Source organism: Alicycliphilus sp. T452, from assembly GCF_054512775.1.
In genome coordinates this window covers 138,192-162,924 of the sequence record NZ_JBTNEH010000004.1, presented here as the reverse complement: position 1 = coordinate 162,924, position 24,733 = coordinate 138,192, and the positions used below count along the sequence as shown (strand labels likewise).

26 protein-coding genes and 1 tRNA gene are annotated in these 24,733 nt (G+C 68.1%); 15 read left to right on the top strand and 12 right to left on the bottom strand.

The genetic code is table 11. The annotated features are described in order from the left end of the window. Nucleotides 1-256: 256 nt before the first annotated feature. On the top strand, nt 257-742 hold the full coding sequence (locus tag ACX12L_RS05170) for an NUDIX hydrolase (RefSeq protein WP_459261614.1): 486 nt from the start codon (nt 257-259) through the stop codon (nt 740-742). A gap of 86 nt (nt 743-828) precedes the next feature. Here ACX12L_RS05170 and ACX12L_RS05165 read toward each other — a convergent pair whose 3' ends face one another. The 8 genes from ACX12L_RS05165 to ACX12L_RS05130 all read right to left on the bottom strand — a co-directional run bounded on the left by ACX12L_RS05165 (nt 829) and on the right by ACX12L_RS05130 (nt 8,069). Then, on the bottom strand, nt 829-1,545 hold the full coding sequence (locus tag ACX12L_RS05165; protein ID WP_459261613.1) for a helix-turn-helix transcriptional regulator: 717 nt from the start codon (nt 1,543-1,545) through the stop codon (nt 829-831). A gap of 70 nt (nt 1,546-1,615) precedes the next feature. Beyond that, nucleotides 1,616-2,041: a PaaI family thioesterase gene (locus ACX12L_RS05160; RefSeq protein WP_459261612.1), complete on the bottom strand. Its 426-nt coding sequence runs from the start codon at nt 2,039-2,041 to the stop codon at nt 1,616-1,618. Between the two features lie 13 nt (nt 2,042-2,054). Next, on the bottom strand, nt 2,055-2,426 hold the full coding sequence (locus tag ACX12L_RS05155; protein ID WP_459261611.1) for a VOC family protein: 372 nt from the start codon (nt 2,424-2,426) through the stop codon (nt 2,055-2,057). A 160-nt stretch (nt 2,427-2,586) separates the two neighbouring features. Beyond that, nucleotides 2,587-3,123, bottom strand: coding sequence for a superoxide dismutase family protein (locus ACX12L_RS05150; RefSeq protein WP_459261610.1), 537 nt, complete (start codon nt 3,121-3,123; stop codon nt 2,587-2,589). A gap of 180 nt (nt 3,124-3,303) precedes the next feature. Next, nucleotides 3,304-4,281: a Bug family tripartite tricarboxylate transporter substrate binding protein gene (locus ACX12L_RS05145; RefSeq protein WP_459261609.1), complete on the bottom strand. Its 978-nt coding sequence runs from the start codon at nt 4,279-4,281 to the stop codon at nt 3,304-3,306. Between the two features lie 85 nt (nt 4,282-4,366). Next, entirely contained in the window at nt 4,367-5,554 is a 1,188-nt protein-coding gene (gene tcuB / locus ACX12L_RS05140; RefSeq protein ID WP_459261608.1) for a tricarballylate utilization 4Fe-4S protein TcuB, read from the bottom strand. Further along, complete coding sequence (gene tcuA, locus ACX12L_RS05135; protein WP_459261607.1) at nt 5,541-6,980, bottom strand: FAD-dependent tricarballylate dehydrogenase TcuA; 1,440 nt, start codon at nt 6,978-6,980, stop codon at nt 5,541-5,543. The genes tcuB and tcuA overlap by 14 nt, the downstream gene beginning before the upstream one ends. 132 nt (nt 6,981-7,112) lie before the next feature. Next, a complete protein-coding gene (locus tag ACX12L_RS05130) occupies nt 7,113-8,069 on the bottom strand; it encodes a LysR substrate-binding domain-containing protein (RefSeq protein WP_459261606.1) in 957 nt (318 codons plus the stop codon). 1,061 nt (nt 8,070-9,130) lie between these two features. Between ACX12L_RS05130 and ACX12L_RS05125 the strand changes: the two genes are divergently transcribed. The 4 genes from ACX12L_RS05125 to ACX12L_RS05110 all read left to right on the top strand — a co-directional run bounded on the left by ACX12L_RS05125 (nt 9,131) and on the right by ACX12L_RS05110 (nt 13,430). Then, nucleotides 9,131-10,114, top strand: a complete 984-nt coding sequence (locus ACX12L_RS05125; protein WP_459261605.1) for a Bug family tripartite tricarboxylate transporter substrate binding protein — start codon at nt 9,131-9,133, stop codon at nt 10,112-10,114. A 15-nt stretch (nt 10,115-10,129) separates the two neighbouring features. Next, on the top strand, nt 10,130-10,408 hold the full coding sequence (locus tag ACX12L_RS05120; RefSeq protein WP_459261604.1) for a hypothetical protein: 279 nt from the start codon (nt 10,130-10,132) through the stop codon (nt 10,406-10,408). After that, the gene (gene mnmA, locus ACX12L_RS05115; protein WP_459261603.1) at nt 10,405-11,526 is read left to right on the top strand and encodes a tRNA 2-thiouridine(34) synthase MnmA; all 1,122 of its coding nucleotides are present in this window, start codon (nt 10,405-10,407) and stop codon (nt 11,524-11,526) included. Before ACX12L_RS05120 ends, mnmA begins: the two co-directional genes overlap by 4 nt. 242 nt (nt 11,527-11,768) lie before the next feature. Next, nucleotides 11,769-13,430 carry an L-lactate permease gene (locus ACX12L_RS05110; RefSeq protein ID WP_459261602.1) on the top strand — a complete coding sequence of 554 codons (1,662 nt, stop codon included), beginning with the start codon at nt 11,769-11,771 and terminating at the stop codon, nt 13,428-13,430. 166 nt (nt 13,431-13,596) lie between these two features. Here ACX12L_RS05110 and badI read toward each other — a convergent pair whose 3' ends face one another. Continuing rightward, the gene (badI, locus tag ACX12L_RS05105; RefSeq protein ID WP_459261601.1) at nt 13,597-14,379 is read right to left on the bottom strand and encodes a 2-ketocyclohexanecarboxyl-CoA hydrolase; all 783 of its coding nucleotides are present in this window, start codon (nt 14,377-14,379) and stop codon (nt 13,597-13,599) included. Between the two features lie 204 nt (nt 14,380-14,583). On the opposite strand from badI, the gene ACX12L_RS05100 reads away from it, so the two are divergent. From ACX12L_RS05100 to ACX12L_RS05065, 8 genes are read left to right on the top strand one after another with little or no spacing between them, the layout of a single operon-like run. Beyond that, entirely contained in the window at nt 14,584-15,828 is a 1,245-nt protein-coding gene (locus tag ACX12L_RS05100) for a CaiB/BaiF CoA transferase family protein (protein WP_459261600.1), read from the top strand. Between the two features lie 7 nt (nt 15,829-15,835). After that, nucleotides 15,836-16,984: an acyl-CoA dehydrogenase family protein gene (locus tag ACX12L_RS05095; RefSeq protein WP_013521036.1), complete on the top strand. Its 1,149-nt coding sequence runs from the start codon at nt 15,836-15,838 to the stop codon at nt 16,982-16,984. Nucleotides 16,985-17,004: 20 nt separating this feature from the next. Beyond that, the gene (locus ACX12L_RS05090) at nt 17,005-17,487 is read left to right on the top strand and encodes a MaoC family dehydratase (RefSeq protein ID WP_459261599.1); all 483 of its coding nucleotides are present in this window, start codon (nt 17,005-17,007) and stop codon (nt 17,485-17,487) included. A 29-nt stretch (nt 17,488-17,516) separates the two neighbouring features. Continuing rightward, nucleotides 17,517-18,284: a glucose 1-dehydrogenase gene (locus ACX12L_RS05085; RefSeq protein WP_459261598.1), complete on the top strand. Its 768-nt coding sequence runs from the start codon at nt 17,517-17,519 to the stop codon at nt 18,282-18,284. 31 nt (nt 18,285-18,315) lie between these two features. After that, nucleotides 18,316-19,293, top strand: coding sequence for a tripartite tricarboxylate transporter substrate binding protein (locus ACX12L_RS05080; protein ID WP_459261597.1), 978 nt, complete (start codon nt 18,316-18,318; stop codon nt 19,291-19,293). Nucleotides 19,294-19,308: 15 nt separating this feature from the next. Continuing rightward, nucleotides 19,309-19,752 carry a PaaI family thioesterase gene (locus ACX12L_RS05075; protein ID WP_459261596.1) on the top strand — a complete coding sequence of 148 codons (444 nt, stop codon included), beginning with the start codon at nt 19,309-19,311 and terminating at the stop codon, nt 19,750-19,752. Nucleotides 19,753-19,786: 34 nt separating this feature from the next. Next, the gene (locus ACX12L_RS05070) at nt 19,787-20,770 is read left to right on the top strand and encodes a Bug family tripartite tricarboxylate transporter substrate binding protein (RefSeq protein WP_459261595.1); all 984 of its coding nucleotides are present in this window, start codon (nt 19,787-19,789) and stop codon (nt 20,768-20,770) included. A gap of 10 nt (nt 20,771-20,780) precedes the next feature. Beyond that, nucleotides 20,781-21,962 (top strand): CaiB/BaiF CoA transferase family protein, encoded by a 1,182-nt coding sequence (locus ACX12L_RS05065; RefSeq protein ID WP_459261594.1) that lies wholly within the window; start codon nt 20,781-20,783, stop codon nt 21,960-21,962. A 114-nt stretch (nt 21,963-22,076) separates the two neighbouring features. On the opposite strand, the gene ACX12L_RS05060 is transcribed toward ACX12L_RS05065, so the two are convergent. Both ACX12L_RS05060 and ssb read right to left on the bottom strand, forming a co-directional pair. Continuing rightward, nucleotides 22,077-22,832: an IclR family transcriptional regulator gene (locus tag ACX12L_RS05060; protein ID WP_459261593.1), complete on the bottom strand. Its 756-nt coding sequence runs from the start codon at nt 22,830-22,832 to the stop codon at nt 22,077-22,079. A 227-nt stretch (nt 22,833-23,059) separates the two neighbouring features. Then, nucleotides 23,060-23,590 carry a single-stranded DNA-binding protein gene (gene ssb / locus ACX12L_RS05055; protein WP_459261592.1) on the bottom strand — a complete coding sequence of 177 codons (531 nt, stop codon included), beginning with the start codon at nt 23,588-23,590 and terminating at the stop codon, nt 23,060-23,062. Nucleotides 23,591-23,778: 188 nt separating this feature from the next. Between ssb and ACX12L_RS05050 the strand changes: the two genes are divergently transcribed. Both ACX12L_RS05050 and ACX12L_RS05045 read left to right on the top strand, forming a co-directional pair. Then, nucleotides 23,779-24,240 (top strand): glycine cleavage system protein H, encoded by a 462-nt coding sequence (locus tag ACX12L_RS05050; protein ID WP_459261591.1) that lies wholly within the window; start codon nt 23,779-23,781, stop codon nt 24,238-24,240. After that, nucleotides 24,237-24,629: a DsrE family protein gene (locus ACX12L_RS05045; protein WP_459261590.1), complete on the top strand. Its 393-nt coding sequence runs from the start codon at nt 24,237-24,239 to the stop codon at nt 24,627-24,629. The genes ACX12L_RS05050 and ACX12L_RS05045 overlap by 4 nt, the downstream gene beginning before the upstream one ends. A gap of 5 nt (nt 24,630-24,634) precedes the next feature. Here the strand turns inward: ACX12L_RS05045 and ACX12L_RS05040 are convergent. Further along, a tRNA-Sec gene (locus ACX12L_RS05040) sits at nt 24,635-24,730 on the bottom strand. Between the last annotated feature and the right edge of the window lie 3 nt (nt 24,731-24,733).

Below are 24,733 nucleotides of genomic sequence, written 5' to 3'. Positions count from 1 at the left end.
TGGGGCTTGAGGCCGGTAGCGCAATCGTGGTCTGGTATCCATAATAAATGTACCAGAGAAATGTATTTGTATTTAGACAAAAATATGCGCCTCAACATTCGTCGGTAAACAGCGCAACCAGCCACGCGAGCGCGAACACCGCGAGTGCCGCGGTGCCCAGGCGTCATCCCTGCAGGGCGCCGTCCCGGGCCGGGCATCGCTTGATCCGGCGCAGCAGGCAAGAAAACTGTCAGACGCGCTGGCGATAATCGCCGCCATGCCAAACCGCTGGAAACCCAACGTCACCGTGGCCGCCATCGTCGAGCGCGAGGGGCGTTTTCTGTTCGTAGAGGAGAACACGGCGGATGGGCTGCGGCTGAACAACCCCGCGGGCCACCTGGATCCGGGCGAATCGCCCGTCGATGCCTGCGTGCGCGAGGTGCTCGAGGAAACCGCCTACGACTTCGAGCCCATGGCCCTGGTGGGCGTGTACCTGAACCGCTTCAGGCGCACGCGCACGGGCGACGACATCACCTACCTGCGCTTCACCTTCGCGGGCAACGTGGGCGCGCACCACGCCTGGCGCACGCTCGACGACGGCATCGTGCGCGCCGTGTGGCTCACGCCCGACGAACTGCGCAGCTGCCGCGCGCGCCACCGCAGCCCGCTGGTGCTGCAGTCCATCGAGGACTATCTGGCAGGGCGGCGCGCGCCGCTGGAGCTGATCCACACCGACGCGAGCGTGCTGCAGCCGCCGCTTTGACGAGCCACGGCGAGCGCCGGGGCGCGCAGCGGGGATTTTCAAGCCAAATCGGCCTCCAGCGCTTTCCAGGTAAGGGTCAATGGCTATCAATGAGATAGCTGATCGGCACACTGCGACGGTGGCTTGCGCTCGCGCAGGCGGCGCAGCAGATCGGCCAGGGTCTTGCCGGGCTCGTCGGCGAAGCGCTCCTGCATGACCTGCACGGCATCGATGCGGTCGATGCGGAAGCTGCGGAAGTCGCCGCGCAGCTCGCACCACGCCGCCAGCGTCCACACCTTGCCCCAGTAGAAGCACCCCAGCGGCCGCACCGTGCGCCGCGAGGGCGCCTCCTGCGCGTCGCGGTAGTCCAGGTGCAGCCTGTGGCGCGACTGCACCGCCTCGCGCAGCGTCTGCAGGCGCTGGCGCGCGGCTTCGTCCAGGAACGCGGGCGGCGCGTACAGCGCCAGCGACTCGGCCGAGGCGCGCGCCGCTGGCGGCAGCACGGACAGTATCTTGCCCAGCGCGCCTTCCACGTCGGCGGCCATGCCTGCGTCCAGCCAGCTCTGCGCGAGCCGCGCGGCGGCCACGAGGGCGCGCGCCTCGTCCTGCGTGAACATCAGCGGTGGCAGCTCGAAGCCCGCGCCCAGTCGGTAGCCGATGCCGGCCTCGCCCTCGATGGGCACGCCCTGGCGCTGCAGGTCGGCCACGTCGCGGTAGACGGTGCGCTCGGAGACCTCCAGCCGCTGCGCCAGGAAGGCGGCCGTGGTCAGCCGCCGGCCGCGGATGAGCTGGACGATCTGGAACAGGCGGTCGGCGCGGCGCATGGGGGCGGGCGAAGGGGGGCGGGGCGGCGGTGAGGCCGAATGTATCGCCCCCGCGTGGCCAGGGCCCGGGTCAGGGCCTGGCCTGGCGCACCAGCGCCGTGGCCAGGGCCGATGCGACCACCTCGCCATCCTGGCGCAGCTCGCCAGCCAGGTGGCAGACATCCCGGCCGCGCCGCAGGATGCGACCGGTGCCGTGGAGCGGGCCGATCTTCGCGCTGCGCTGGAACGTGACGCTCAACTGCAGCGTCGGCGCGAACTGGCCGCCCGCCAGGGTCGCGGCCAGCGCCGGCGCCAGGGTGTCGTCGAGCATGGCCGCCAGAAAGCCGCCCTGGACGTGGCCCATCGGGTTGGCGAAGGCTTCGGTGGCGTGGAACGCCACCTCCGCGACGCCCGCGCCGGGGTCCACGCGCACGATCCTCCCGCCGAGGGTCTGGAAGGCGGGGGACGGCGGTAGCTCGCCGGCCATCGTGCGCCAGAAGAAGGCTTGCGGGTCCACGGCGGCGCGTGGTTCAGTCGGCCGCATGCAGGCCGACCACGTTGCCATCGACGTCCGCGACGTGGGCGAAATAGCCGATGCCCGGCGCGATCAGGGTGCGCGGCGTCACCACGCGGCCGCCGGCGGCCTGGGCGCGGCCGAGTGCGGCCTGCACGCTGGGCGCGCTGTCCAGGTACACCAGCGTGCCGCCCGGCACGGCCCGGTGCCCGGCGCGCTGCACCAGGCAGCCGCCGGCTCCGGGCTTGTCGTGGGCGAACACGGCCATGTGTTCGCCGCCCACGTCCTCGGTGCCGCGCATCGGCCGGCCGAGCAGGGTTTCGTAAAAGCGCTGCGCGGCGGCCAGGTCGCGGACGGGAATCTCGAACCAGGTGTTGGCGTTCTGCATGGCGGGCTCCTTGCGTGGGAAGTTCTGGAGCCCCGATGCTGCGCGCCTGCTCCTGACAGCGTGTTGTCAGGAGCTTGAGGCCATGAGTGAAAAACGGTTCCAGTGCTTGCTGTTCAAGCGCTGGCAGCTATCGATAGAGTAGCTACCGGCCTCCGCCCGTTCAGTTGCGCGTGATGACGGTGCAGGCGATGCGCGGGCCCGAGTTGCCGGCCGGCTGGGTGGTGAAGTCGTCGCGGTCGCGGTGCACCACCAGCGCGCGGCCGACGACGTTGTTGGCCGCGCCGTCGGCCAGCGAGATCGAGGGCACGTCCGCGCTGAAGCGGGCCACCCCGGCCGCATCGGCCACCAGGCTGGGCAGTTCGCCGGCATGGGAGCCCTGGGCGCCGAACTTGCCGTGCGTGCCGCCTGCGGGGTTGAAGTGGCCGCCCGAGGCGTTGCCGTTGTCGCTGCAGTCGCCTTTCTCGTGGATGTGGAAGCCGTGCTCGCTGCCCGGCGGCAGGCCGCGCACCTCGCCGGCCACGCGCACGCCGTGCGCCAGCGCGGTGAAGGTCGCCGTGCCGGTGGTGGGGTTGGGGGCGATGGCTGCGGTGGGCGCCAGGCTGGCGCGCGCCGTGGCGCGGCCGGCGTCCATGCTGCCGCAGGCCGCCAGCGTGGCGCTGGCGGCGATGACGGCTGCGGCCGTGGCGAGGGTGTTCATGCGGGTCATTGCAAGGGTTCTCCGGAGGATGCGGGCAAAACGGCTGGCGGGCCTGGGCCGGCTGGCTGGCTGGATGCGGCAGCATAGACCGCCCGCGCAGGCGGGCGTGTCAGCCGGGGCTTGGTCTTGCGCCCCCGGGCGCCCCAGAAACGGGAAAGGCCCCTCGGGGGCCTTTCTTGCTTACTGCGCCGTGATCTTGCGCTCCTTCACGATCGCGCCCCACTGGTCGTATTCCTTCTTCATGAAGTCCGCGAACTCCTTGCGCGTCGTGGGGTGGGGCGACAGGCCGTGCTTGTTCAGGGCCTCCTTCACGCCGGGGTCGTTGAGCGTCTTCACGATCTCCTGGTTCCAGCGGTCGAGCAGGGGCGCGGGCGTCTTGCCCGAGGCCACGAAGGCGTACCAGTTCAGCGCCTGGAAGCCCGGGTAGCCCGACTCGGCCACCGTGGGGATGTTGGGCAGGTAGGCCGGGCGCGACAGGCCCGTGGTGGCCAGCGGGATCAGCTTGCCGGTCTCCACGTGGGGCATGGCCGTGGGGGGCGCGGCGAAGTAGCTGGTCACGCGCTCGCCCAGCAGGTCCTGCAGCGCGGGCGCGCCGCCCTTGTAGGGCACGTGCACCATGTCGATGCCGGCGCGCTGGTTGAACAGCTCGCCCGCCAGGTGCGAGGCCGAGCCCGCGCCGGTGGAGGCGTAGTCCACGCTGCCGGGCTTGGTCTTGGACAGCTGCACGAACTCGGCCAGCGTCTTCACGCCCGCGCCCTTGTGCACCACGAGCACGTTGGGGAAGTACACGCCGCCGGAGATGGGGGCCAGGTCCTTGAACGGGTCGTAGGTCAGCTTCATGAGGTGCGGCGCGATGGTCAGCGGCCCCACGGAGCCGAACAGCAGCACCGTGCCGTCCGACGGGCCCGCGGCCACCTGCTGGTGGGCGATGTTGCCGCCCGCGCCGCCCTTGTTCTCCACCACCACGGCCTGGCCGATGTTCTCGGCCAGCTTCTTGGCGATCAGGCGCGCCGCCGCGTCGGCCGCGCCGCCGGGCGCGAAGCCCACGACCAGCGTCACCGGCTTGGCCGGCGGGAAGTCCTGGGCCAGCGCGGGGCCGGCCCAGGCCAGGGAGGTTGCGGCCACTGCGGCGGCCTGGATCAGGGTGCGTTTCTTCATGGTGGGGCTCCTGGGTCGTTTTTAAGTCAAATATGGCTCTGGCACAGGTGGGGCAAGCGCCGGCAGCTATCGTTTTTGTAGATGGTCAATCGCTGCCCAGCCCGATGGGGTTGGGCTGGCGCTTTTCGGTGCTATAGCGCAGCAGCGCCGCCGTGCGGAACACGCCGTGCGCGAACTTGCCATAGGGCAGGGTGGCGAACAAGGCCATCACCGCGCCCAGGTGCAGGCACAGCAGCAGGGCCAGCGCCGGTGTGGCGCGCGCCAGCCACAGGGCCAGGCCGCTGGCGGCCACCAGGAACAGCAGGGCGATGAAGCCCAGGTCCATGGGTTTTTGCGCAGCGTCGCCGTGCAGCGGGTGGCGCGTGCGGTTCAGGTGCCACAGGCCGGCCGTGCCCAGCACCATCAGCACGCCGCCCGCGGCGCCCAGCAGTTTCGGAACGGACGGCAGGTCGTAGGGCGCCACCCAGCCGAAGGCGTAGTGGTAGATGGTGCCCAGGGACGTGGCGGCGAAGCACAGCGCGAAGCCGTAGAACGTCAGGTGGTGGGCGCGGCGGCGCTTCAAGGTGTAGGCGTCGTCCTCGTTGTGGCAGCCGTCGCCGTGGCCGCCGTCCAGGTACTTGAGGCGCAGCACGTCGTGCGCGGCCTCGCCGGCGGCCGCGCCGCCCACGTCGGCGCCGCTGGTGGCGGGCTTCACGTGCTTCCAGAAGGCGCGCACGCCCATGGCCAGCGCCAGCACCACGAACAGGAACACGGGCGCGAACAGGCCCACGAGCAGGTTGTGCGGGAACAGGTTGTAGAAGTCGTTGCCCAGGTCGGTCTTCCACAGCGCGGCCGGGCCGCCGCCCTGCAGCACGGCGCCCAGCACCAGGAACAGCGTCAGCGCGGCGGCGAGCGCCAGCGACAGCGTGAGGCCGTTGCGCCGGTACAGGCTGCCCAGGGCCGGCGGCCAGGCGTAGTCGGAATAGGTCTGGCCGCGCAGCGTGGCCATGGCCTGCGGGACGTTCACCGCGAATTCGTGCGGCGGCGCGTACTGGCAGGCGTGCAGGCAGGCGCCGCAGTTGTGGCACAGGTTGGCCAGGTAGTGCACGTCGGCCGTGGCGAACTCCAGCCGCCGCGTCATGGCCGGGAACACGGCGCAAAAGCCCTCGCAGTAGCGGCAGGCGTTGCAGATCTGCATGACGCGCGCCACCTCGGTCTCGGCGGCGCTCATGGGCACGGGCGTGCCGTTGGCCAGCGCCTTGGCATCGCGGGTCAGGGCTTCAAGCGCTTGCATGGGCTTCCTCGTCTTTCACGGCGCCGTGCTCGGCACTCTGTCCTCGCGCGGCCAGGGCCGCGTTGCGTCCGGCGATGCGGCCGAAGGCCGTGCCTATCGACATGCCCACGCCGGCGGTGTAGCCCTTGCCGAGCACGTTGCCGGCCATCATCTCGCCGGCCACGAACAGGTTGGCGCTGGGGCGGTCCCCGAAGCGCACGGCGGCCGTGTCGTCGGTCTGCAGGCCCAGGTAGGTGAAGGTCACGCCGGGCCTGAGCGCGTAGCCGTAGAACGGCGCGGTATCGATGGGGCGCGCCCAGTGCGTCTTGGCCGGGGAGAGGCCGGAGGTGGCGCAGTCGTCGAGCACGGTGTGGTCGAAGCGGCCCACCCTGCAGGCGCCGTTGTAGGCGTTCAGCGTGCGCATGAAGGTATTGGCGTCCAGGCCCAGCCTGGCGGCCAGTTCGGGCAGGCTGTCGGCCTTTACGCCGGGGAACACGGGCGGCATGAAGCGGCCGATGGCCTTGCTGTCGATGATCGAATAGCCGGTCTGCCCGGGCTGCTGCGCCACCAGGCGCCCCCAGATGGCGTAGCGCTTGGGCCAGAAGTCCTCGCCCTCGTCGTAGAAGCGCTCGGCGTTCGCGTTCACCACCACGCCCAGCGACACGCAGTCGATGCGCGTGCAGATGCCGCCGTCGTACAGCGGCGCGCGCGCGTCGATGGCCACCATGTGGGCCTGCGTGGGGTCGCCGATGCGGTCGGCGCCGTGCTCGTCCAGCATGTGCCTGAGCAGCACGCCCTGGTTGTAGGCCGTGCCGCGGATCAGGAAGTTGTCCGCCGGCCACTCGCCGCGTTCGTTCTGGCCCCAGGCCTCGCGCAGCCATTCGCGGTTCGATTCGAACCCGCCCGCGGCCAGCACGCAGCTGCGGGCCTCGATGCGCTCGCCCTGGCACCAGGCGGCGCGGAACCCGCCGTCCACGATCTCCAGCCGGTCCACGGGCGATTCGTAGCGCACCTGCACGCCCAGCGCCTCGGCGCTGCGGTAGTAGGCGTTGACCAGGGCCTTGCCGCCGCCCATGAAGAAGGCGTTGGTGCGCGCCACGTGCAGCGTGCCGGCCAGCGCGGGCTGGAAGTGCACGCCGTGGCGGCGCATCCAGGGCCGGCAGGTGGACGAGGCGCGTATCACCATGCGCGCCAGGTGCTCGTTGGTGAGGCCGCCGGTCACCTTCAGCAAGTCCTGCCAGTACTCCTCCTCGGGGTAGGCATCGACGAGCACGTCCTGCGGCGCGTCGTGCATGCAGCGCAGGTTGCGCGTGTGGGCGGAGTTGCCGCCGCGCCAGGCGCGCGGGGCGGATTCGAGCAGCAGCACGCTCGCGCCCGCCTCGCGCGCCATGAGCGCGGCGCACAGGGCGGCGTTGCCGCCGCCGATGACCAGGACATCGGGGTCCATGGGGTCTCCTGGTTATTCGTGGGGGATCGGGGAGGCGCAACTGTAGGCGGCGTGGCCGCGCGCGTGCAGGGCCCCCTGGTCATGGGGGCATCACGAAATTTGATGGCTAAGGGGTTTTGAGTGGCCCAGTGATCAGTTCGGCGCGGGGATGAGCGTGGTGCCCACCCACTGACCGGCCTCGACCAGCGTGCGCACGCAGTCGGCCAGCACCACGCGCGCGGCCAGCGCCGCGGGCGAAAGTTCGTCGTCCGACAGGCTGCACAGCAGGTTCACGCGCCGAGCCTGGTCGTCGGACAGGCGCACGGAGCGGAAGCGCTCGGTCGCGTCGGAGTAGCGGCCCATCGCGGCCCAAGGCTGCAGCGTGGAGCCCAGGCCCGCGTCTACGGCAGCCATTACCATGGCGAGCGAATCCACCTCTAGCACTACGCGCGGTGCCACGCGGGCGCGGGCGAACGCGGTGTCGAGCGTGCTGCGCAGCCCGTGCGGGCCCGTGGGCAGGATCAGTGGCTCGTCGGCCAGGTCCTGCGCGGTCACGGTGGGCGGCAGGGGCGGCGCGCCGCGGCCGCGGATCAGGAACAGGTCCTCCTCCAAGAGCGGCAGGATCTCCCAATGCCGCCCGCCGCCCGCCTGTCTGCGGGGGTGCAGCCGCGTGTCGAACAGCACGGCTAGGTCCAGCTCCCGCGCGTTGAGCATGGCCGTAAGGTGGCCCGACATGCCCTCGACCATGTGCAGCCGCACGTCGGGGTAGCGCTCGCGCATCGTGCGCATCAGCGGCAGGCCCAGCACCGCCGAGGTGGTGGGCGCCAGGCCCACGCTCACGCTGCCCGACAGGCGCGCCTGCTGGGCAGCGCGTACGGCTTGCTCGGCATGGCGCAGCGTGAGCTGGGCCTCACGGTAGAAGGCCACGCCGGCCTCCGTGGGCGCCACGCCGCGCGGCGTGCGGTGCAGCAGGCGGGTGGCCAGCTCGCCCTCCAAACGCGTGATCTGCTGGCTCAATGCAGACTGCACCAGGTCCAGCTCCAGCGCTGCGCGGCTCATGGAGCCGCGTTCGACGACGTGGACGAAGTAGCGAAGCTGGCGCAGTTCCATGGGGGGTCCTTGTTCGGGGCATGTGCCCGACGGTAGGGTGGCCGGATGTTCGCACACTGGCGCATTCCGCCAGGCTGACTTCCATGGGGTGCCGGGGCCGGCGATGGCTGCTGTCAGTGTTTCCCGGTTGGCGGTGGGAAAAGCCGCGATCGCCCAGACTTCCCCGACGTTCTCGCCCCGCGACTGGCAATAGCCCGCGCGCCGTCCCTGGAGGATACCCGCGACGGGGGCTCCGGGATCGACGAGCGTGTGCGTGGTGATGGCGGGCAGCGAGTGGTTGGCTGCCCACTCGCGCAATTCGGCCTCCTTCAGGCCGCCTGGCTTGGCCGAGTAGCGGATCGAGTGCGTGCTTTCGACGGCCTGCAGGTACACCACCGCACTGCCCTGCCGCTTGCCCGGAATGGCCGTCTCTCGACGTGTCGCGCAGCCGCTCCAGCGGCGGTGTGGTGCGCTCGATGAACGGATCCTTGCCCACGATGCCGTTCGCCACATCGTACATGCGCTTGGTGGGGTGCAGCGCCCGGGGCCGTTGGTTCGACTGGAGGGCATCGAGATGTCGGGGATGCGTTCGGCGGAGGTGGCAGTGAGGGCGGAATGGGACTCCTTGCAGGGCGGTTCATTGGAGTCGGTTCGGCTGGCTGAACAAAGCGCGTTTTTGGCGTCCTGGTTGCACCCAGTTCGCTGTTTTGTTCCAAATACGGAATAAATGTTCTTGTTATAGGAAAAGTTGCCAATAACACTGCGTCTCCATCACTTTCAGGAGACAAGCAGCGTACCTAACAGGCAACCACATCGCGACCGGCCGCAGGGACTCCGGCACCTGCTGGGTCCCGATCCATCGGGCCTCGAAACACAACGCGCTGGCCCGCTCCGTACTCGTTGAACTGGCCGCCGCGGCCACGGCGGCCGGCGCCGACCCCGCCACGCGCTTCATCGTGCCCACCGGCGCGGGCGAGCGCTTCTTCGCGGCGCCGCTCGATCGCCAGATGGCGCTCGCGCTGGCGCAGGCGGTGGAGAAAAGCAGCCCGACATGAAGAAAGACATCACCAGGAGACACAACCATGCACCGTCCATCCCTTTTCCATGCCTTGCGCGTCCTCGCGCTCACCATCGCCGTGGCGGCGGCCGCCCCCGCAGCCGTTTTCGCGCAGGCGTTTCCGAACAAGCCGGTGAAGATCATCGTGCCCCAGACGCCCGGCGGCGCCTCCGACGCACTGGCCCGCATCATCGGCCAGAAGCTCGGCGAGAAATGGGGTCAGCCCGTCATCGTCGACAACCGTGCCGGGGCCGGCGGCAATGTCGGCATGGAGGTGGTTCTGGGCGCACCGCCCGACGGCTACACGCTGCTCATGGGCTACGTCGCCACCCAGGCCATCAACGGCGCGCTGTACAAGAAGCTCCCGTTCGATCCGGGCCGTGACTTCGCTCCCGTGGCCACGATCGCGACACTGCCTTTCGTGATGGTCAGCCGGCCGGACGCGCCCTTCAAGACGGTGGCGCAGCTCGTGGAGGCCGCCAAATCCCGCAGCATCACCTACGGTTCCGCAGGCAACGGGTCGGTCAACCATCTCGTGGGCGAGATGTTCAACACGGCCGCGCAGGTGAAGATGGTCCACGTACCCTACCGCGGCGCGGCGCCCGCACTGCAGGACCTGATGGGAGGCCAGATCAACGTGGTGTTCACGAGCCTGCCCTCGGTAGCGGGCTCGATCAAGAGCGGCGCGCTGCATCCCATTGCGGTCACGAGCGGTCGGCGCGCGCAGTCCTTCGGCAGCATCCCCACCATCGCGGAGGCGGGGTTCAAGGACTTCGACGTCAACCCCTGGTTCGGCCTCATGGCGCCCAAGCAGACGCCGCACGACGTGATCCTGAAGATCAATAAGGATGTCGGTGACGTATTGAAGTCGAAGGCAGTGATCGACAGCCTGGCCGCGCAGGGCGCGGAACCCTATGCCAACACGCCGGAGCGGTTCGATGCCATCCTCAAGGCCGATGTCGCCAAGTGGAGCGAAGTGGTCCGGACTTCGGGCGCGAGCGTCGATTAGGCCAGACCAGGAGCGATGCGCGCGGCGATCCGGGAGCTCAAGCGTGCTGCGCGCGCGGGAATGTGCCCCGGCGCCACCGGCGAAGCGGTGCATGTCGCGCAGGAAGCCGCGCTCGCGCTGCTGCAACGCAGCGTGGCGATGGGGCATGACCGGCTGGCGCTTCTCCGGCTGGCGGATGCGCTGCAGCTCGGAGCCGTCGTGGATGCCGGCATCTTGGCGTATTGCCGCAGGATCGCCGCCGCACAGGCCCGGCCAGGGGAGGCTGCAGGCCGGAAAATACAATCGGCGCGATGAATGCACCATCCAAGCAGCGCGTCGTCGTGGGCCTCTCGGGCGGCGTCGATTCGGCCGTCACGGCCCACCTCCTCAAGCAGCAGGGCCACGAGGTGGTCGGCATCTTCATGAAGAACTGGGAAGATGACGACGACAGCGAGTACTGCTCCAGCCGCCAGGACTTCCTGGACGCCGCCAGCGTGGCCGACGTGATCGGCATCGAGATCGAGCACGTGAACTTCGCGGCCGAGTACAAGGACCGCGTGTTCGCCGAGTTCCTGCGCGAGTACCAGGCCGGGCGCACGCCCAACCCCGACGTTCTGTGCAACGCCGAGATCAAGTTCAAGGCCTTCCTGGACCATGCCATGCGCCTGGGCGCCGGGAAGATCGCCACGGGCCACTACGCGCGCGTGCGCCACAACCCGGCCACGGGCCTGTTCGAGCTGCTCAAGGGGCTGGACCCGGCCAAGGACCAGAGCTATTTCCTGCACCGGCTGAACCAGGGGCAGCTCGCGCGCACGCTGTTCCCCGTGGGCGAGCTGAGGAAGACCGAGGTGCGCCGCATCGCCGAGGAGATCGGCCTGCCCAATGCGAAGAAGAAGGACTCGACCGGCATCTGCTTCATCGGCGAGCGGCCGTTCCGCGAGTTCCTCAACCGCTACATCAGCCACGAGCCCGGCCCCATCCTGGACGACCGGGGCCGCAGGCTGGGCCGCCACGTGGGCCTGTCGTTCTACACGCTGGGCCAGCGCCAGGGGCTGGGCATCGGCGGCGTGAAGGAAAAGGGGGCGCAGCGCGGCGGCGGCGAGCATGCGCCCTGGTTCGTGGCGCGCAAGGAGCTCGATACCAACACCCTGCGCGTGGTGCAGGGCCATGACCATCCCTGGCTGCTGTCGCACCGGCTGGCCGCGCAGGGCGCGAGCTGGATCGCCGGCCATCCTCCCGCCCCGGGCGCCTGCGCGGCCAAGACGCGCTACCGCCAGCAGGACGCGGCCTGCACCGTGCTGGCCGCGCAGGGCGGCACCTTCAGCCTGCAGTTCCCCGAGGCCCAGTGGGCCGTGACGCCGGGCCAGTCCGCCGTGCTGTACGACGGCGAGGTATGCCTGGGCGGTGGCGTGATTGCGACGGTGGACGGCTGAGCGCCTGCGCCTGGGGGCCCGGCGGGATTGGTGAATACCCGAATAGGCCGGGCGCCGGACCCGGGTCTTCGCTATGGTGTGAAATTGCTTCAGGGCCGGTCTCCGGATTTTTCACGCTGCACTGCTGACGGGCTTTCTACAGTCTCACCCGCGTCGCGCCACGCCAGCCGGTAATCCACCGATCCTGGGCGTACGGGCGTTCTTCCTTCCAAAACCAGGACAACGACAAGGGGACACAGGCTATGGTCTGGCAACAAATCTACGACCCACTGGGCAACATGGTCATCTCCACCGCGCTGGCAGCGGTGCCGGTGGTGGTCATGCTCGCGGCTCTGGGCTTCTTCCACATCAAGGCGCACATCGCCGCGGGCATGGGCCTGGCCGCGGCGCTGCTCGTGGCCATCTTCGTCTACGGCATGCCGGCCGACATGGCGGGGCGCGCGGCGCTGCTGGGCGGCTTCACGGGGCTGCTGCCGATCGGCTGGATCGTGCTCAACATCATCTTCCTGCACCAGCTCACCGAGCAGAACGGCAGCTTCGCCGTGCTGCAGGACTCGCTCTCGGGCATCACCGAGGACCGGCGCATCCAGCTGCTCCTGATCGCGTTCTGCTTCGGCGCCTTCTTCGAGGGCGCGGCGGGCTTCGGCACGCCGGTGGCGGTGACGGCGGCCATCCTCATCGGCCTGGGCTTCTCGCCGCTGGCGGCCTCGGGCCTGTCGCTGATCGCCAACACGGCGCCCGTGGCCTTCGGCGCCCTGGGCACGCCGGTGATCACGCTGGCCAAGGTGCACGGCTACGACCTGATGGAGGTCACGGCCATGATCGGCCGCCAGCTGCCCTTCTTCTCGCTGCTGGTGCCGTTCTGGCTCATCTGGGCCTTCGCCGGGCGCAAGGGCATGATGGAGATCTGGCCCGCCATCCTGGTGACGGGCGTGTCCTTCGCCATCCCGCAGTTCCTGGTGTCCAACTACATCGGGCCGGAACTGGTGGACATCATCGCCGCCATCGTCTCCATGGTCTGCCTCGTGGCCTTCCTGCGCGTGTGGAAGCCCAAGACGGTCTGGACCTCGGCCTCGCTGCGCCACCATGACGTGAGCGCCGCCGAGGCCAAGCCGGCCAAGCCCGTCACGCGCCACAGCACGCAGGCGCTGGTGGCGGCCTGGACGCCCTGGGTGATCCTGTCGGTGTTCGTCTTCATCTGGGGCCTGCCCTCGGTCAAGACCTGGCTCAACGGCATCCTCGCGCCCGCCTTCCCCATGGAGGGCCTGCACAACATGATCGAGAAGGTGCCGCCCGTGGTCGCCAAGCCCACCAAGGAGGGCGCGGTCTACGTGCTCAACCTGCTGTCGGCCACCGGCACGGGCATCCTGCTGTCGGCCATCGTCAGCGCCTTCGTCATGAAGTACAACCCGGTCGCCATCGTGCGCACCTTCTTCAAGACGCTGTGGCTGGTGAAGTACTCGCTGCTGACCATCGTGCTGATGCTGGCGCTGGGCACGCTCACGCGCTACTCGGGCACCGACACCACGCTGGGCCTGGCCTTCGCCAACACCGGCGTGCTCTACCCGTTCTTCGGCACCCTCATGGGCTGGCTGGGCGTGGCGCTCACGGGCTCGGACACGGCGTCCAACGTGCTCTTCGGCGGAATGCAGAAGGTGGCGGCCGAGCAGCTGCACCTCTCGCCCAACCTCATGGGCGCGGCCAACAGCTCGGGCGGCGTGATGGGCAAGATGATCGACGCGCAGTCCATCGTCGTGGCCTCCACCGCCACGCGCTGGTTCGACCACGAGGGCGACATCCTGCGCTACGTGTTCTTCCACTCCATCGCGCTGGCCTGCCTGGTGGGCCTGTACGTGACCCTGCAGGCCTACGTCTGGCCGTTCTCGCTCATGGTCGTGCACTGATGGTGTGAGCGTTTTCAGGCTTTGGCGCTTGTGTGGCGGGCGCTAATAGCTATTGTAAAAATAGCAACGGGCGCTTTTGGCGCCCGCTGTGCCTTGGGGAGGGCGGTGCGGCCCAGAACGGTCGGGCGTGGCCCGCACGGTCATGCGGGCGGCGTCCCCTCCCGTGTCACAGCTTGCTGCGGAAGTTGGGCTTGCGCTTTTGCAGGAAAGCCTCGACGCCCTCGTGGGACTCGGGGGTGTTGTAGTACAGGGCCAGCGCCTGCATGCCCAGCGACGCGATGCCGCGGATGGAGTCCGAGTCCGCGTTGAAGGATCGCTTGGCGATCGCGATGGCCGTCGGACTCTTGTCCAGGATTTCGGCGCACCACTTTTCCACCTCCGCGTCCAGCTGGTCGTGCGGCACGACTGCGTTCACCAGGCCCATGGCCAGGGCCTCCTGCGCGCTATAGCGCCGGCACAGGTACCAGATCTCGCGCGCTTTCTTTTCGCCGATCACGCGCGCGAGGAAGGCCGTGCCGAAGCCGGGGTCCACGGAGCCGACCTTCGGGCCGACCTGGCCGAAGACCGCCTTGTCCGAGGCGATCGCCAGGTCGCAGCAGGTCACCAGCACATTGCCTCCACCGATGGCAAATCCGTTCACGCGCGCGATCACGGGCTTGGGCACTTCGCGGATGAGCCCCTGCAGTTCCTCGACCGGCAGGCCGATCACGCCGCGGCCGTCGTAGCCGCCGTCGTGCGCGGACTGGTCTCCCCCGGTGCAGAAGGCCTTGTCGCCCGCGCCGGTGAGGACGATCGCGCCGATCGACTTGTCCCAGCCCGCACGGTGGAGGGCATCGATCAGTTCATCGCAGGTCTTGCCGCGGAAGGCGTTGTACTTCTCGGGCCGATTGATGCAAAGGGTGGCCACGCCGTCCTTCACGGCGTACTGGATGTCTGTGTAGTCGGTCATTGGTGCTCTTTCGTGTGAATGGGTGGTGATGGAAGCGGCCCGGCTCAAGCTGCTGCTTGCGCAAATGGCAGCCATCTATTGTTCATATATTTGATCATTGTTCAAATATAGGTATTTTTCCCTATGCGGTACATCGTGGATATCGGCGATGATTGTTCGCATATTAGATAAATGTTCGTAAATAAGAACTTTCGGAGTGAATAGATGGCTGGACCGTTATCCAGGGTGCGCGTGCTGGATCTGACCCGTGTGTTGGCGGGGCCCTGGTCGACACAGATGCTGGCGGACCTGGGGGCTGACGTGATCAAGGTGGAGCGTCCGGTCCTCGGTGACGACACCCGGCACTGGGGGCCCCCGTGGATCAAGGACGAGGCGGGCGAGCCGACGACGGATTCGGCGTATTTCTCCTCGACCAACCGGAACAAGCGCTCGATCGCCATCGACCTGTCGAAGGCGGATGGCCAGCGCCTGATCAGGGAGCTGGCGAAGGGCTGCGACGTGCTGGTCGAGAACTACAAGGTCGGCGACCTCAAGCGCCATGGCCTGTCCTATGAGGATCTGAAGGCCGTCAATCCCGCCCTGATCTATTGCTCGGTCACCGGCTATGGCCAGGACGGCCCCTGCGCCGAGAAGCCCGGCTACGACTTCATCTTCCAGGGCGAGGGTGGCCTGATGAGCATCAACGGCGAGGAAGACGGCAAGCCGGGCGGCGGCCCGATGAAGACCTCGATCGCGATCACCGACGTCCTGACCGGCCTGAATGCGACCATCGCCATCCTCGCGGCGCTGGAGCACCGGCGCAACACGGGCGAGGGGCAGCACATCGACGTCTCGCTCCTGGACACGATCGTGCACTTCGGCTCGAACCAGATCGTCAGCTACTTCACCAGCGGCGAGGTCCCGAAGCGCTGGGGCAACGCCCACCCCAACCTCACCCCGTACCAGTCGTTCCGCACGAGCGACGGCCATTTGATCATCGCCTGCGGAAACGACGGGCAGTTCGTCAAGCTGTGCGCAGCGCTCGGCCGGGAGCAATGGGCCCGGGACCCGCGCTTTGCGCGCATGGCCGACCGCAACATCAACCGCGAGCCTCTCATCGCGCAGCTCTCGGCCATCTTCGAGAAGGAAACGACGGCTTTCTGGTTGAAGGCCCTGGAGCACTGCGACGTGCCCAACGGGAGCATCAACACCTACGACAAGGTTTTCGAGCATCCGCAGGTCGTCGCGCGCCAGCTCAAGGTCCGGCAGCAGCACGCTGCGGGCGGCGAGATCACCACGGTGCGAAACCCCATCCGCCTGTCGAAGACGCCCATCGAGTACCTCCGTCCCCCGCCGCTGCGCGCGCAGCACACGCAAGAGGTGCTTTCCAGCGTGCTCGATCTGTCGGAGCAGGAACTCGGACGGCTCGAGGCTGCCCGGGTCATTGAAATCGCAAAGAAGGACAAGTGAGACAGCCATGTACTACGCACTGACCGAGGACCAGCGGCAGATCCAGGACCTCCTGCGCCGGGTGGCCCGGGAGAAGGTGGCCCAACGGGCCGACGAAATCGACCGCACGGCCGAATACCCGCACGACATGTACGCCCTGCTCAAGGAACTGGGGCTCTTCACGCTGCCCTTCCCGACCGAGTACGGCGGCACGGGAAGCATGTTGTCGGCGTGCATCGCCATCGAGGAGCTGGCGCGCGTCTGCTACAACACGGCCTACCTGCTGCTCGTCCAGTGGGTTCCCTTCGGCGCCATCCTGCACGGCGGCACCGACGAACAGAAGGGCCGGCTCCTTCCGGGCTTGGCGTCTGGCGAGATGCGCGGCGCGTTCTCGACGACAGAGGCCCAGAGCGGCTCCGACGTCAGCGGGATCCGCACGCGCGCCGTGAAGGTGCAGGGGGGCTACCGGATCAATGGCGCCAAGATATGGTGCACCAATTCCGACCTCGCGGACTTCGTCCTGGTCGCCGCCAAGTACGAGCAGGGCGGCAAGGACGGGATCAGCCTGTTCATCGTCGAGCGGGGCACGCCCGGCTTCACCGTCGGCAAGAAGGAGGACAAGATCGGCGCGCGCGGCGTGCCCTCCTGCCCGCTCTTCCTGGACGATGTGTTCGTCCCCGAGCACAACCTGGTGGGCGGGGGCTTCAAGGCCGTGATGGAGGCCTTCAACGCCAGCCGCCCGCTGATCGGCGCGCGCGGCGTCGGCCTGGCCCAGGGCGCCATCGACCACGCCAGCGCCTTCATCAAGGAGCGCCGCGCCTTCGGCCAGCAGATCTGCGATTTCCAGGGCGTGCGCTGGATGCTGGCCGACATGGCGATCCAGACCGAGGCCGCGCGCCATCTCGTCTATCGCGCCGCCTCTCTCGTCGACCAGGCCGCACCGAGCGCCGAGCTGGCCCCGATCGCAGCGATGGCCAAGTGCTTCGCCAGCGACACGGCCATGAAGGTGGCCACGGACGCGGTGCAGCTCTTCGGCGCCGCCGGGGTCTCTTCCGAGTACCCGATCAACCGGTACTTCCGCGACGCCAAGGTGCTCCAGATCATCGAAGGCACCAACCAGATCCAGCGAAACATCGTGGCCAACAGCCTGCTTGGCCGCGTCTCGCGTTCCAACTGACCACTTCCAAAGGACAACTCATGAGCGACAACGACATGCCGACGGTCGGCCTGGGCCTCTATTTCGAGGACCTTCCCGTGGGCCGGAAATTCAAGTCCCTGGGACGGACCGTGATGGACGCGGACATCTGCGCGTTCTGCAACGTGATCCACATGACCGAGGTGCTGTTCACCGACATGGAGTTCGTGAAGAACGAGTCGGACATCAAGGGCCGCATCGCGCCGGGCGCCTTCATCTACGGCGTCGCCGAGGGGCTGCTGGCCCAGTCGACGATGCAGAAGACTGGGTATGCCTTCATCAACATGGAGTTGACCGTGCACAGCCCGGTCTTCGCGGGCGACACCCTGCACGTCGAGTGCGAGGTGGTCGAGTCCCGCGCGTCCAAGAGCCGGCCGGGCCGTGCGCTGGTGCGCACGGCCAACAAGGTGGTGAACCAGAAGGGGCAGGTGGTGCTGAGCTACACGCCGCTTCGCATGGTCAAGTGCAAGAGCGCCGCCGCCTGATCGTCCAACCCAGCCTGAAGGAGAAAAGCATGAAGGGACTCAGCAACCGCGTGGCCGTGATCACGGGCGGGGCAGGCGGCATCGGCGCCGCACTGTGCCGCCGGATGAACGAGGAGGGCGTCAAGGTCGCCATCCTGGACCTGAACCGGGACGCGGCAGCCTCGCTGGCCGGCGAACTGGGACGCAGCGGCGTCGAGGCCAAGGCCTATGGCGTGGACATCACCAGCTACGAGCAGGTCGAGGCGACGGTCGCCGACATCGAGGCCACGCTCGGCCCGATCGACATCCTGGTCAACAACGCGGGCTGGGACCATGCGGCGCGCTTCGTCGATACGGATCCGCAGCTCTGGCAGAAGCTCATCGCCATCAACCTGGTCGGACCGCTCAACCTGCAGCACACGGTGGTCAAGCGCATGATCGCCCGCGGCTTCGGCAGGATCGTGAACGTGTCCTCGGATGCGGGCCGCGTCGGCTCTTCCGGGGAGTCCGTCTACTCGGCCTGCAAGGGCGGGGTCATCTCGTTTTCCAAGACCCTGGCCCGCGAAGTCGCGAGAAAGCAGATCACCGTCAACGTGGTCTGCCCCGGCCCGACGGAAACGGCCCTGTTCCGCGACTTCGCCGGTGCCGGCGAATCCGGCGAGAAGCTGCGCGGTGCGCTCACGAAGGCCATCCCGTTCGGCCGCCTCGGCCAGCCCCAGGACGTGGTGGGCGCGGTGTGCTTCCTGTCCTCGGACGACGCCGCCTTCATCACGGGCCAGGTGCTCTCCGTCTCGGGCGGACTGACCATGGCTGGCTAAGGGCACGACGATACTTTTCAGGAGACAGACGATGAACCTCAAGTCGATCATGTCGTCGCTGCTGCTTGCAGCAGGCGTTGGAGCGACGACGCTTTCCGCGCACGCACAGGAGGCGTATCCGGCGAAGCCGATTCGCATGCTCCTCGGATTTGCCGCGGGAGGAGGAACGGATGTGATTGCGCGGGCATTGGCCGACCGGATAGGCGCCGTTCTGGGCCAGCCCGTGGTCGTGGACAACAAGCCCGGCGCCAACGGCAACATCGCGGCCGAAATGGTGGCGCGTGCGCCTGCCGACGGGTACACCTTGCTCTACAACACATCGTCCATCGCCATCAGCCCCGGTCTCTATCCCAAACTCACGTACAACGTGACCAAGGACCTGGCCCCGGTGTCGATCACGGCCAACCTGCCCATCGTGCTCGTGGCGGCGAAGAACCTCAACATCACGTCGGCGCAGGACTTCGTTGCGCACTTGAAGAAGCACCCTGGGCAGCTGAACTATGCATCGGCAGGCAATGGAAACATTACGCACCTGTCGGCCCTGCTGTTCCTGCAGGCGACCGGCACGGTGGCGAATCACATTCCTTACCGCAGCGAAGCCCCGGCCATGACCGACCTGGCCGGGGGCCAAGTCTCCTTTTACCTCGGGACGTCGCCGGGCGTCATTCCGCTCATGAAGGACGGCCGTGTTCAGGGGCTGGCCACGGCCTCGCTCAAGCGGATGCCGGCCGTACCGGATCTCCCCACGCTGTCGGAAACGGTCGCCAAGGGCCTGGAGCTCGGCGCCTGGTCCGGAATCATGGCCCCCGCGGGAACCAGGCCGGAAGTCATCCAGAAGCTCAATGCCGCCATCGGCCTTGCCCTGCAGGACAAGGTCCTGCTCGAAAAGTTCGCGGTCCAGGCCGCGGAACCCAGGCACGGAACATCCGAGCAGTATGGCGCCTTCATCCAGGCCGAGTTGTCGCGCTGGTCCCAGATCATCAAGGCCAACAACGTGCGGATCGACTAGCTGCAAGAGGTCCATATGAGTTCCATTCACCTGAGCAAGGAAGAACTGCAGGCCATCGTGGATCGCTCGTCGTTCAACCGGTGGCTTGGCATGACAGTCGACAAGGTCCTCGAAGACAGCGTGTGCCTGAGGATCACTTGGCGCGACGAGCTGATTTCGAGCCCCGAGCGGCAGTCGATCCATGGGGGCGTCATCGCAGCGCTCATCGATTGCGCGGCCGACTACGTGATCGCGGCCCATCTGGGCCATGCGGTGCCGACGATCGATCTGCACATCGACTACCACCGTGTGGCCCGGCCGGGCGACCTCATGGCGGAAGCCCGCATCACGCACCTGGGCTCCACCATGGGCGTCGCGACCGCCAGGGTCACGGACGGGCAGGGCAGGCTCGTGGCGAGTGGCCGGGGGCTCTACATGGCAGCGGCCCGTCCGGCGTCGACGCCTCCCGCGCCGCACTGATGGCCGGACCATCCTCATTGACAGAAAGACAATCATGGGAATTACCAGAATGCGCGTTGGCAAGTGGGTGAGCGCGGCCATCTTGGGTCTTGGCTTTGCGCTGCCTGCGGCCGCCCAGGACAAGTGGCCCAGTCAGCCGATCAAGCTGATCGTTCCTTTTGCAGCCGGTGGTGCGACGGATCAGGTCGCGCGCCTCGTCGCCTCGAAGATGGGCGCGGTGCTGGGCACGACGGTCGTCGTCGACAACCGTGTCGGAGCGAATGGCAACATCGGCGCCGACCTCGTCGCGAAGGCGGCGCCCGACGGCTACACCTTCCTCCACACGACCTCGTCCATCGCGTTCACCGCAGCCTTCAAGCAGAAGGTTCACTACAACCTGGCCAAGGATCTCCAGCCGGTGACCCTGGCGATCAACCAGCCGCTGCTGGTCATGTCCAGCTTGCAGTCCGGCATCGTCGATGCGGCAACCCTGCGGGAATATCTCCGCAAGCACGACAACAAGGTCACCTACGCCTCGTCGGGGAACGGAAATCTCACGCACCTGGCGATGTACGTGATCCTGAATGCGCTGAAAGCCGACGCGACGCACGTTCCGTACAAGGGCGGTGCCGCTGCCTTTCCGGATTTCATCGCGGGGCGCGTAGACCTGTTCTCCGATCCGATCAATTCCGCCTATCCGCATGTGCGGGAGAAGCGAGTGACCGCCCTGGCCGTTACCGGAGAGAAGCGCTCGCCGCTTGCACCCGACGTGCCGACGGTCAACGAGTCTCTTTTGCCCGGATTCACCATGGGCGCCTGGCAGGCGGTCTTCGCCCCGGCCGGCACGCCGCCCGAGATCGTCGCGAAGGTGCGGCAGGCCTACGGCGTCGCGCTGCAGGATCCTTCCATCAAGGCCAAGCTGGCGTCCGACGGGGCCGAGGCCATCGGCTCTTCCGGCGAGGAACTCAAGGCCTTCATGGACTCCGAGATCAAGCGCTGGGAGAAGGTGGTGCAGACTTCCGGCGTCAAGCTGGACTAGGGGCGGCGCGATGTCTTCATCATCCACTGCCGAGGAGAGCCGGGGCAGGGGGCCGCTGCACGGCGTCAGGATCATCGAGCTCGCGGGCATCGGGCCCGCACCCTTCGCGGCCATGCTGCTGGCGGACCTCGGTGCAACCGTGCTCCGGATCGACCGGCCCGTCCCGGCCCAGCTCGGCATCGAGCGCCCCCTGAAGTTCAACCTGCTGCTGCGCAATCGGCAGAACCTGTCGATCGACCTCAAGAGCGAGGCTGGCAGGGCGCTTGTCCTGGAACTCGTGGAAAGGGCCGATGGGCTCATCGAGGGTTTCAGGCCGGGCGTCACGGAACGCCTCGGGCTGGGGCCCGACCCATGCCTGGCCCGCAACCCGCGATTGGTGTACGGGCGCATGACAGGGTGGGGGCAGGAGGGCCCCTTGGCCCAGGCGGCCGGACACGACCTCAACTACATCGCCATGACGGGAGTCCTGTCCTGGATCGGACGGCCGGAGCAAGGTCCGGTGCCTCCGCTCAACCTGGTCGGCGACTTCGGCGGAGGCGGGCTCTATCTGGCGCTCGGCATGCTCGCCGCCATCTTGGAGAGCCGCATCCGCGGACACGGCCAGGTCGTCGACGCCGCCATCATCGACGGCACCGCATCCCTGGCCACCTCGGTCTTCGGCATGCACGCTGCGGGGCTGTTGGGGCCCCGAGGCAGCAACATCCTCGACGGGGGGGCTCCGTTCTATGACGTGTACCGCTGCAAGGACGGCAAGTACGTCTGCGTTGCGCCCATCGAGCCGAAGTTCTACGCGGAGCTCTGCCGTCTGCTGGGACATTCCATCGAAGCCATCGGGCTCCAGCAGGACCGGCAAGCATGGGGGGCGACGAAGGAGCAACTCCGGCAGATCTTCGCGTCCAAGACGCGGGACGAATGGTGCGCCTTGCTGGAGGGGACCGATGCCTGCTTTTCTCCGGTGCTGGAGCCCGAGGAGGCCGCCGAGCATCCGCACCTGAAGGCGCGGCAGACTTTCGTGGAGGTCGACGGCGTCGTCCAGCCGGCGCCGGCGCCGCGCTTTTCCCGCAGCGCGCCGCAGGCGCCCAAGCCTCCCGAGACGCCGACCGAACGCGGCAGCCTCAACGCCTTGCGCGATTGGCTGGGGGAGGAGGGTGCGGGCAGGTGGTCCGGCCACCTTGCGAAGGCCGGTGCCTGAGGCTGCGCCTCATTCCATTTCTAAATCAACCGATTACTTTGTCGGCTTCGCTGGCCGTACGGGTTGTACGGTCTGCGCTTCGCCTTCGCGTGCTCGGCTGATCGAGCAATGGAATCAGAGTCGCTGGCCGGCCGCCTGGTACGTGCGCGCGTTCGCGAGCGTGCGCGAAGCCCGGCCGGCAACGTCGATGACAAGCTCCCGCATCTTCGGCAGCGACTTCGTCATGCGGTCCAGCGGGGCGGCCAGCAGCAGGGCATGGGAGACTTGGCCCATGGCGTCGAAAAGGGGCGCCGCAATCCCTGCAGCCCCCTCGACGGCTTCGCTCAGGCTGACGGCGCAGCCTTCCCCGCGGATCCTCTGCAAATCCTCGCGCAGCCGCGAGACCTCGACGGCTTCGCCGCTGACGGGGCTGTGGAAGGGGCCCGTGGATAGGAAGGACTCGATCCACTCCGGCGGCTGATACGCAAGCAGGACACGGCCCGCAGCGGAGACGAACAGCGGCCGCACCGCGCCGACGCCGACGGCGTACCGCACGGCCTGCTTGCTCTCGATGGCATCGATGTACGTCACGATCCGGTGCTGGCGGTCGAGTGCCGTGAGGTAGGCGCTCTCGTTGCTCCGGGTGGCGAGCTCTTGCACAAACCCACGCGCGAGACTGCTGTAGGAGTGCCCGGCCATGAGACTCATGGACAACTGAAGGATGGCCGGCCCCGGCCGATAGCGGTTGCCCGACTGAACGAGATATTCCGTACCCACCAGTGGACGCAGGAGCCCCAACAGGCTGCTCTTGGGCGAGCTGAGTGCCTGGCTCAGCTCCGTCAGCGTCATGCCCTCCTCGGCCTTCGCGAGCAGCCCGAAGATGCTGAGCACGCGAACGAGCGAACGCGGTCCGGAAGAAACGGGGTCTGAGGTGGCTGCCTCGGCGGGGGCGAGAGGCTCGTCCGAAGCGGTACTTTGGGTCATCTGCCTTGTGAAATAAGCTGTCGCATTCTATAGAGAGCCATTTCCTGGGCAGCCTTCCGCTGCCTGGCAGTCCATCGGCCCGGATACATCCACTCGGTCAACAAAAGATCGTAAACACGCTCTGAAAACCGGCTCTAGAACGGAATGTCGTCATCCATGTCGTCAAAGCCCGATGCGGCGCGCGGCGGCTGGGCCACGGGGGCTGGGGCCGGGCGGGCCGCGGGCGGTGCCGGGCGCGGCGCGGGCGCGGCGCGGCGCGGTGCCTCGTAGCCGCCGCCCTCGCCGTAGCCGCCGTCGTCATAGCCGCCGCCGGAGCCGCCGCCGGAGCCGGCGCGGCTGCCCAGCATCTGCATGGTGTCGGCGCGGATCTCGGTGGTGTAGCGCTCCTGGCCGCTCTGGTCGGTCCACTTGCGCGTGCGCAGGGAGCCTTCCACGTACACCTGCGAGCCCTTGCGCAGGTACTGGCCCACGATCTCGGCCAAGCGGCCATTGAAGACCACGCTGTGCCATTCCGTGGCTTCCTTGTTCTCTCCGGTGTTCTTGTCGCGCCAGCGGTCGGTGGTGGCGATGCGCACGTTGGCTACCTGGTCGCCGCTGGGGAAAGTGCGCATTTCGGGGTCGCGGCCGAGGTTGCCGACGATGATGACTTTGTTGACGGATGCCATGAAAAAAATCCTTTGTGCGTCAGCCCGGACGGCAGGGGGAGGGTTTCCGGGCCAGATGAGCCAGAAACGGCCCCTGCGAGGCCGCAGGCGTGCAGCATAGCGCACAGATGCCCTATTGTTTACAGCGTGTTTCGAGAATTCGGGCCCGTGGCTATCATGCCCCTGGAGACCACATCATCGGCCGCCCCATGACCGCGCTGCACCTGCACTTCCCGCCCGACCTGCATTACCTGATGGAGCATCAGGTCTGGGCGCGGCTGCAGGGCGACGGCACGGCCACCGTGGGCATCACGGCGCTGGGCATTGCCCTGTCGGGCGAGATCTACATGTGCCGGCCCAAGCGCCTGGACACCACCCTGGTCCAGGGCGCGACGGTGGCGGTGGTGGAACTGGCCAAGGCCATCGTCGCGGTGAAGACCCCCGTGTCCGGCAGCATCGTCGCCGTCAACCCGGCCCTGGAGCAGCGCCCCGGCCTGGTGCATGCCGACCCCTATGGCGAGGGTTGGATCGCGCGCCTGGCGCTGGGCGACTGGGCCGCCGACCAGGGCGCGCTGGTGCATGGCGACGCGGTGGCAGCCGCCATGGCCCGGCATGCGCGCGCCTTTGGCCATGACATCGCGCCGCCCGGCGCCGGCGGGGCCGCGCCATGAGCTTTACCGCGCACGATGCCGCCGGCGTGGCCATCCTGCTGTGGGCCGCCGATGCGTCCTGCCCGCAGCGGCTGGCGACGCCGTTCTTCCATGCCGCGGCGGCCGCGGCCATGGATGTGCCGGTGGAGGTCTACTTCAGCGCCGCCAGCGTGCGCCTGCTGGTCCCGGCGGTGGCGGCGGGCCTGCGCGCCAGCAGTCGGGCGGACAAGACGATTGCCGACAACCTGCGCGAGGCGGTGGACCTGGGCGCGCGCCTGTTTGCCTGTGCCGACGCGCTGGCGGCGCAGGGCCTGGGCCCGGATGACCTGATGCCGGGCTGCGAGCGCGGCGGCGCGGTGCAGTTCATGGCGCGGGCGATCGACCTGCGCTGGCGCGCCCTGGTGTTTTGAATAGGTGGCGGAAGGGCATGGGAGTCGAACCCACCCGGCGGCGCTTGGCGCCGCCCACCGGGTTTGAAGCCCGGCCCACCCACCAGGATGGTTGCCCTTCCTCT

Excerpts from the sequence above, each read along its gene's own strand:
- tcuB (WP_459261608.1), bottom strand. The coding sequence starts at position 5,554 with ATGCAAGCGCTTGAAGCCCTGACCCGCGATGCCAAGGCGCTGGCCAAC.
- tcuA (WP_459261607.1), bottom strand. The coding sequence starts at position 6,980 with ATGGACCCCGATGTCCTGGTCATCGGCGGCGGCAACGCCGCCCTGTGC.
- ACX12L_RS05095 (WP_013521036.1), top strand. The coding sequence starts at position 15,836 with ATGTACTACGCACTGACCGAGGACCAGCGGCAGATCCAGGACCTCCTG.
- ACX12L_RS05075 (WP_459261596.1), top strand. The coding sequence starts at position 19,309 with ATGAGTTCCATTCACCTGAGCAAGGAAGAACTGCAGGCCATCGTGGAT.
- ACX12L_RS05080 (WP_459261597.1), top strand. The coding sequence starts at position 18,316 with ATGAACCTCAAGTCGATCATGTCGTCGCTGCTGCTTGCAGCAGGCGTT.
- ACX12L_RS05125 (WP_459261605.1), top strand. The coding sequence starts at position 9,131 with ATGCACCGTCCATCCCTTTTCCATGCCTTGCGCGTCCTCGCGCTCACC.
- ACX12L_RS05110 (WP_459261602.1), top strand. The coding sequence starts at position 11,769 with ATGGTCTGGCAACAAATCTACGACCCACTGGGCAACATGGTCATCTCC.
- ACX12L_RS05145 (WP_459261609.1), bottom strand. The coding sequence starts at position 4,281 with ATGAAGAAACGCACCCTGATCCAGGCCGCCGCAGTGGCCGCAACCTCC.
- ACX12L_RS05100 (WP_459261600.1), top strand. The coding sequence starts at position 14,584 with ATGGCTGGACCGTTATCCAGGGTGCGCGTGCTGGATCTGACCCGTGTG.
- ssb (WP_459261592.1), bottom strand. The coding sequence starts at position 23,590 with ATGGCATCCGTCAACAAAGTCATCATCGTCGGCAACCTCGGCCGCGAC.
- ACX12L_RS05165 (WP_459261613.1), bottom strand. The coding sequence starts at position 1,545 with ATGCGCCGCGCCGACCGCCTGTTCCAGATCGTCCAGCTCATCCGCGGC.
- ACX12L_RS05050 (WP_459261591.1), top strand. The coding sequence starts at position 23,779 with ATGACCGCGCTGCACCTGCACTTCCCGCCCGACCTGCATTACCTGATG.
- ACX12L_RS05170 (WP_459261614.1), top strand. The coding sequence starts at position 257 with ATGCCAAACCGCTGGAAACCCAACGTCACCGTGGCCGCCATCGTCGAG.
- badI (WP_459261601.1), bottom strand. The coding sequence starts at position 14,379 with ATGACCGACTACACAGACATCCAGTACGCCGTGAAGGACGGCGTGGCC.
- ACX12L_RS05120 (WP_459261604.1), top strand. The coding sequence starts at position 10,130 with ATGCGCGCGGCGATCCGGGAGCTCAAGCGTGCTGCGCGCGCGGGAATG.
- ACX12L_RS05150 (WP_459261610.1), bottom strand. The coding sequence starts at position 3,123 with ATGAACACCCTCGCCACGGCCGCAGCCGTCATCGCCGCCAGCGCCACG.
- ACX12L_RS05155 (WP_459261611.1), bottom strand. The coding sequence starts at position 2,426 with ATGCAGAACGCCAACACCTGGTTCGAGATTCCCGTCCGCGACCTGGCC.
- ACX12L_RS05085 (WP_459261598.1), top strand. The coding sequence starts at position 17,517 with ATGAAGGGACTCAGCAACCGCGTGGCCGTGATCACGGGCGGGGCAGGC.
- mnmA (WP_459261603.1), top strand. The coding sequence starts at position 10,405 with ATGAATGCACCATCCAAGCAGCGCGTCGTCGTGGGCCTCTCGGGCGGC.
- ACX12L_RS05090 (WP_459261599.1), top strand. The coding sequence starts at position 17,005 with ATGAGCGACAACGACATGCCGACGGTCGGCCTGGGCCTCTATTTCGAG.
- ACX12L_RS05045 (WP_459261590.1), top strand. The coding sequence starts at position 24,237 with ATGAGCTTTACCGCGCACGATGCCGCCGGCGTGGCCATCCTGCTGTGG.
- ACX12L_RS05070 (WP_459261595.1), top strand. The coding sequence starts at position 19,787 with ATGGGAATTACCAGAATGCGCGTTGGCAAGTGGGTGAGCGCGGCCATC.
- ACX12L_RS05065 (WP_459261594.1), top strand. The coding sequence starts at position 20,781 with ATGTCTTCATCATCCACTGCCGAGGAGAGCCGGGGCAGGGGGCCGCTG.
- ACX12L_RS05130 (WP_459261606.1), bottom strand. The coding sequence starts at position 8,069 with ATGGAACTGCGCCAGCTTCGCTACTTCGTCCACGTCGTCGAACGCGGC.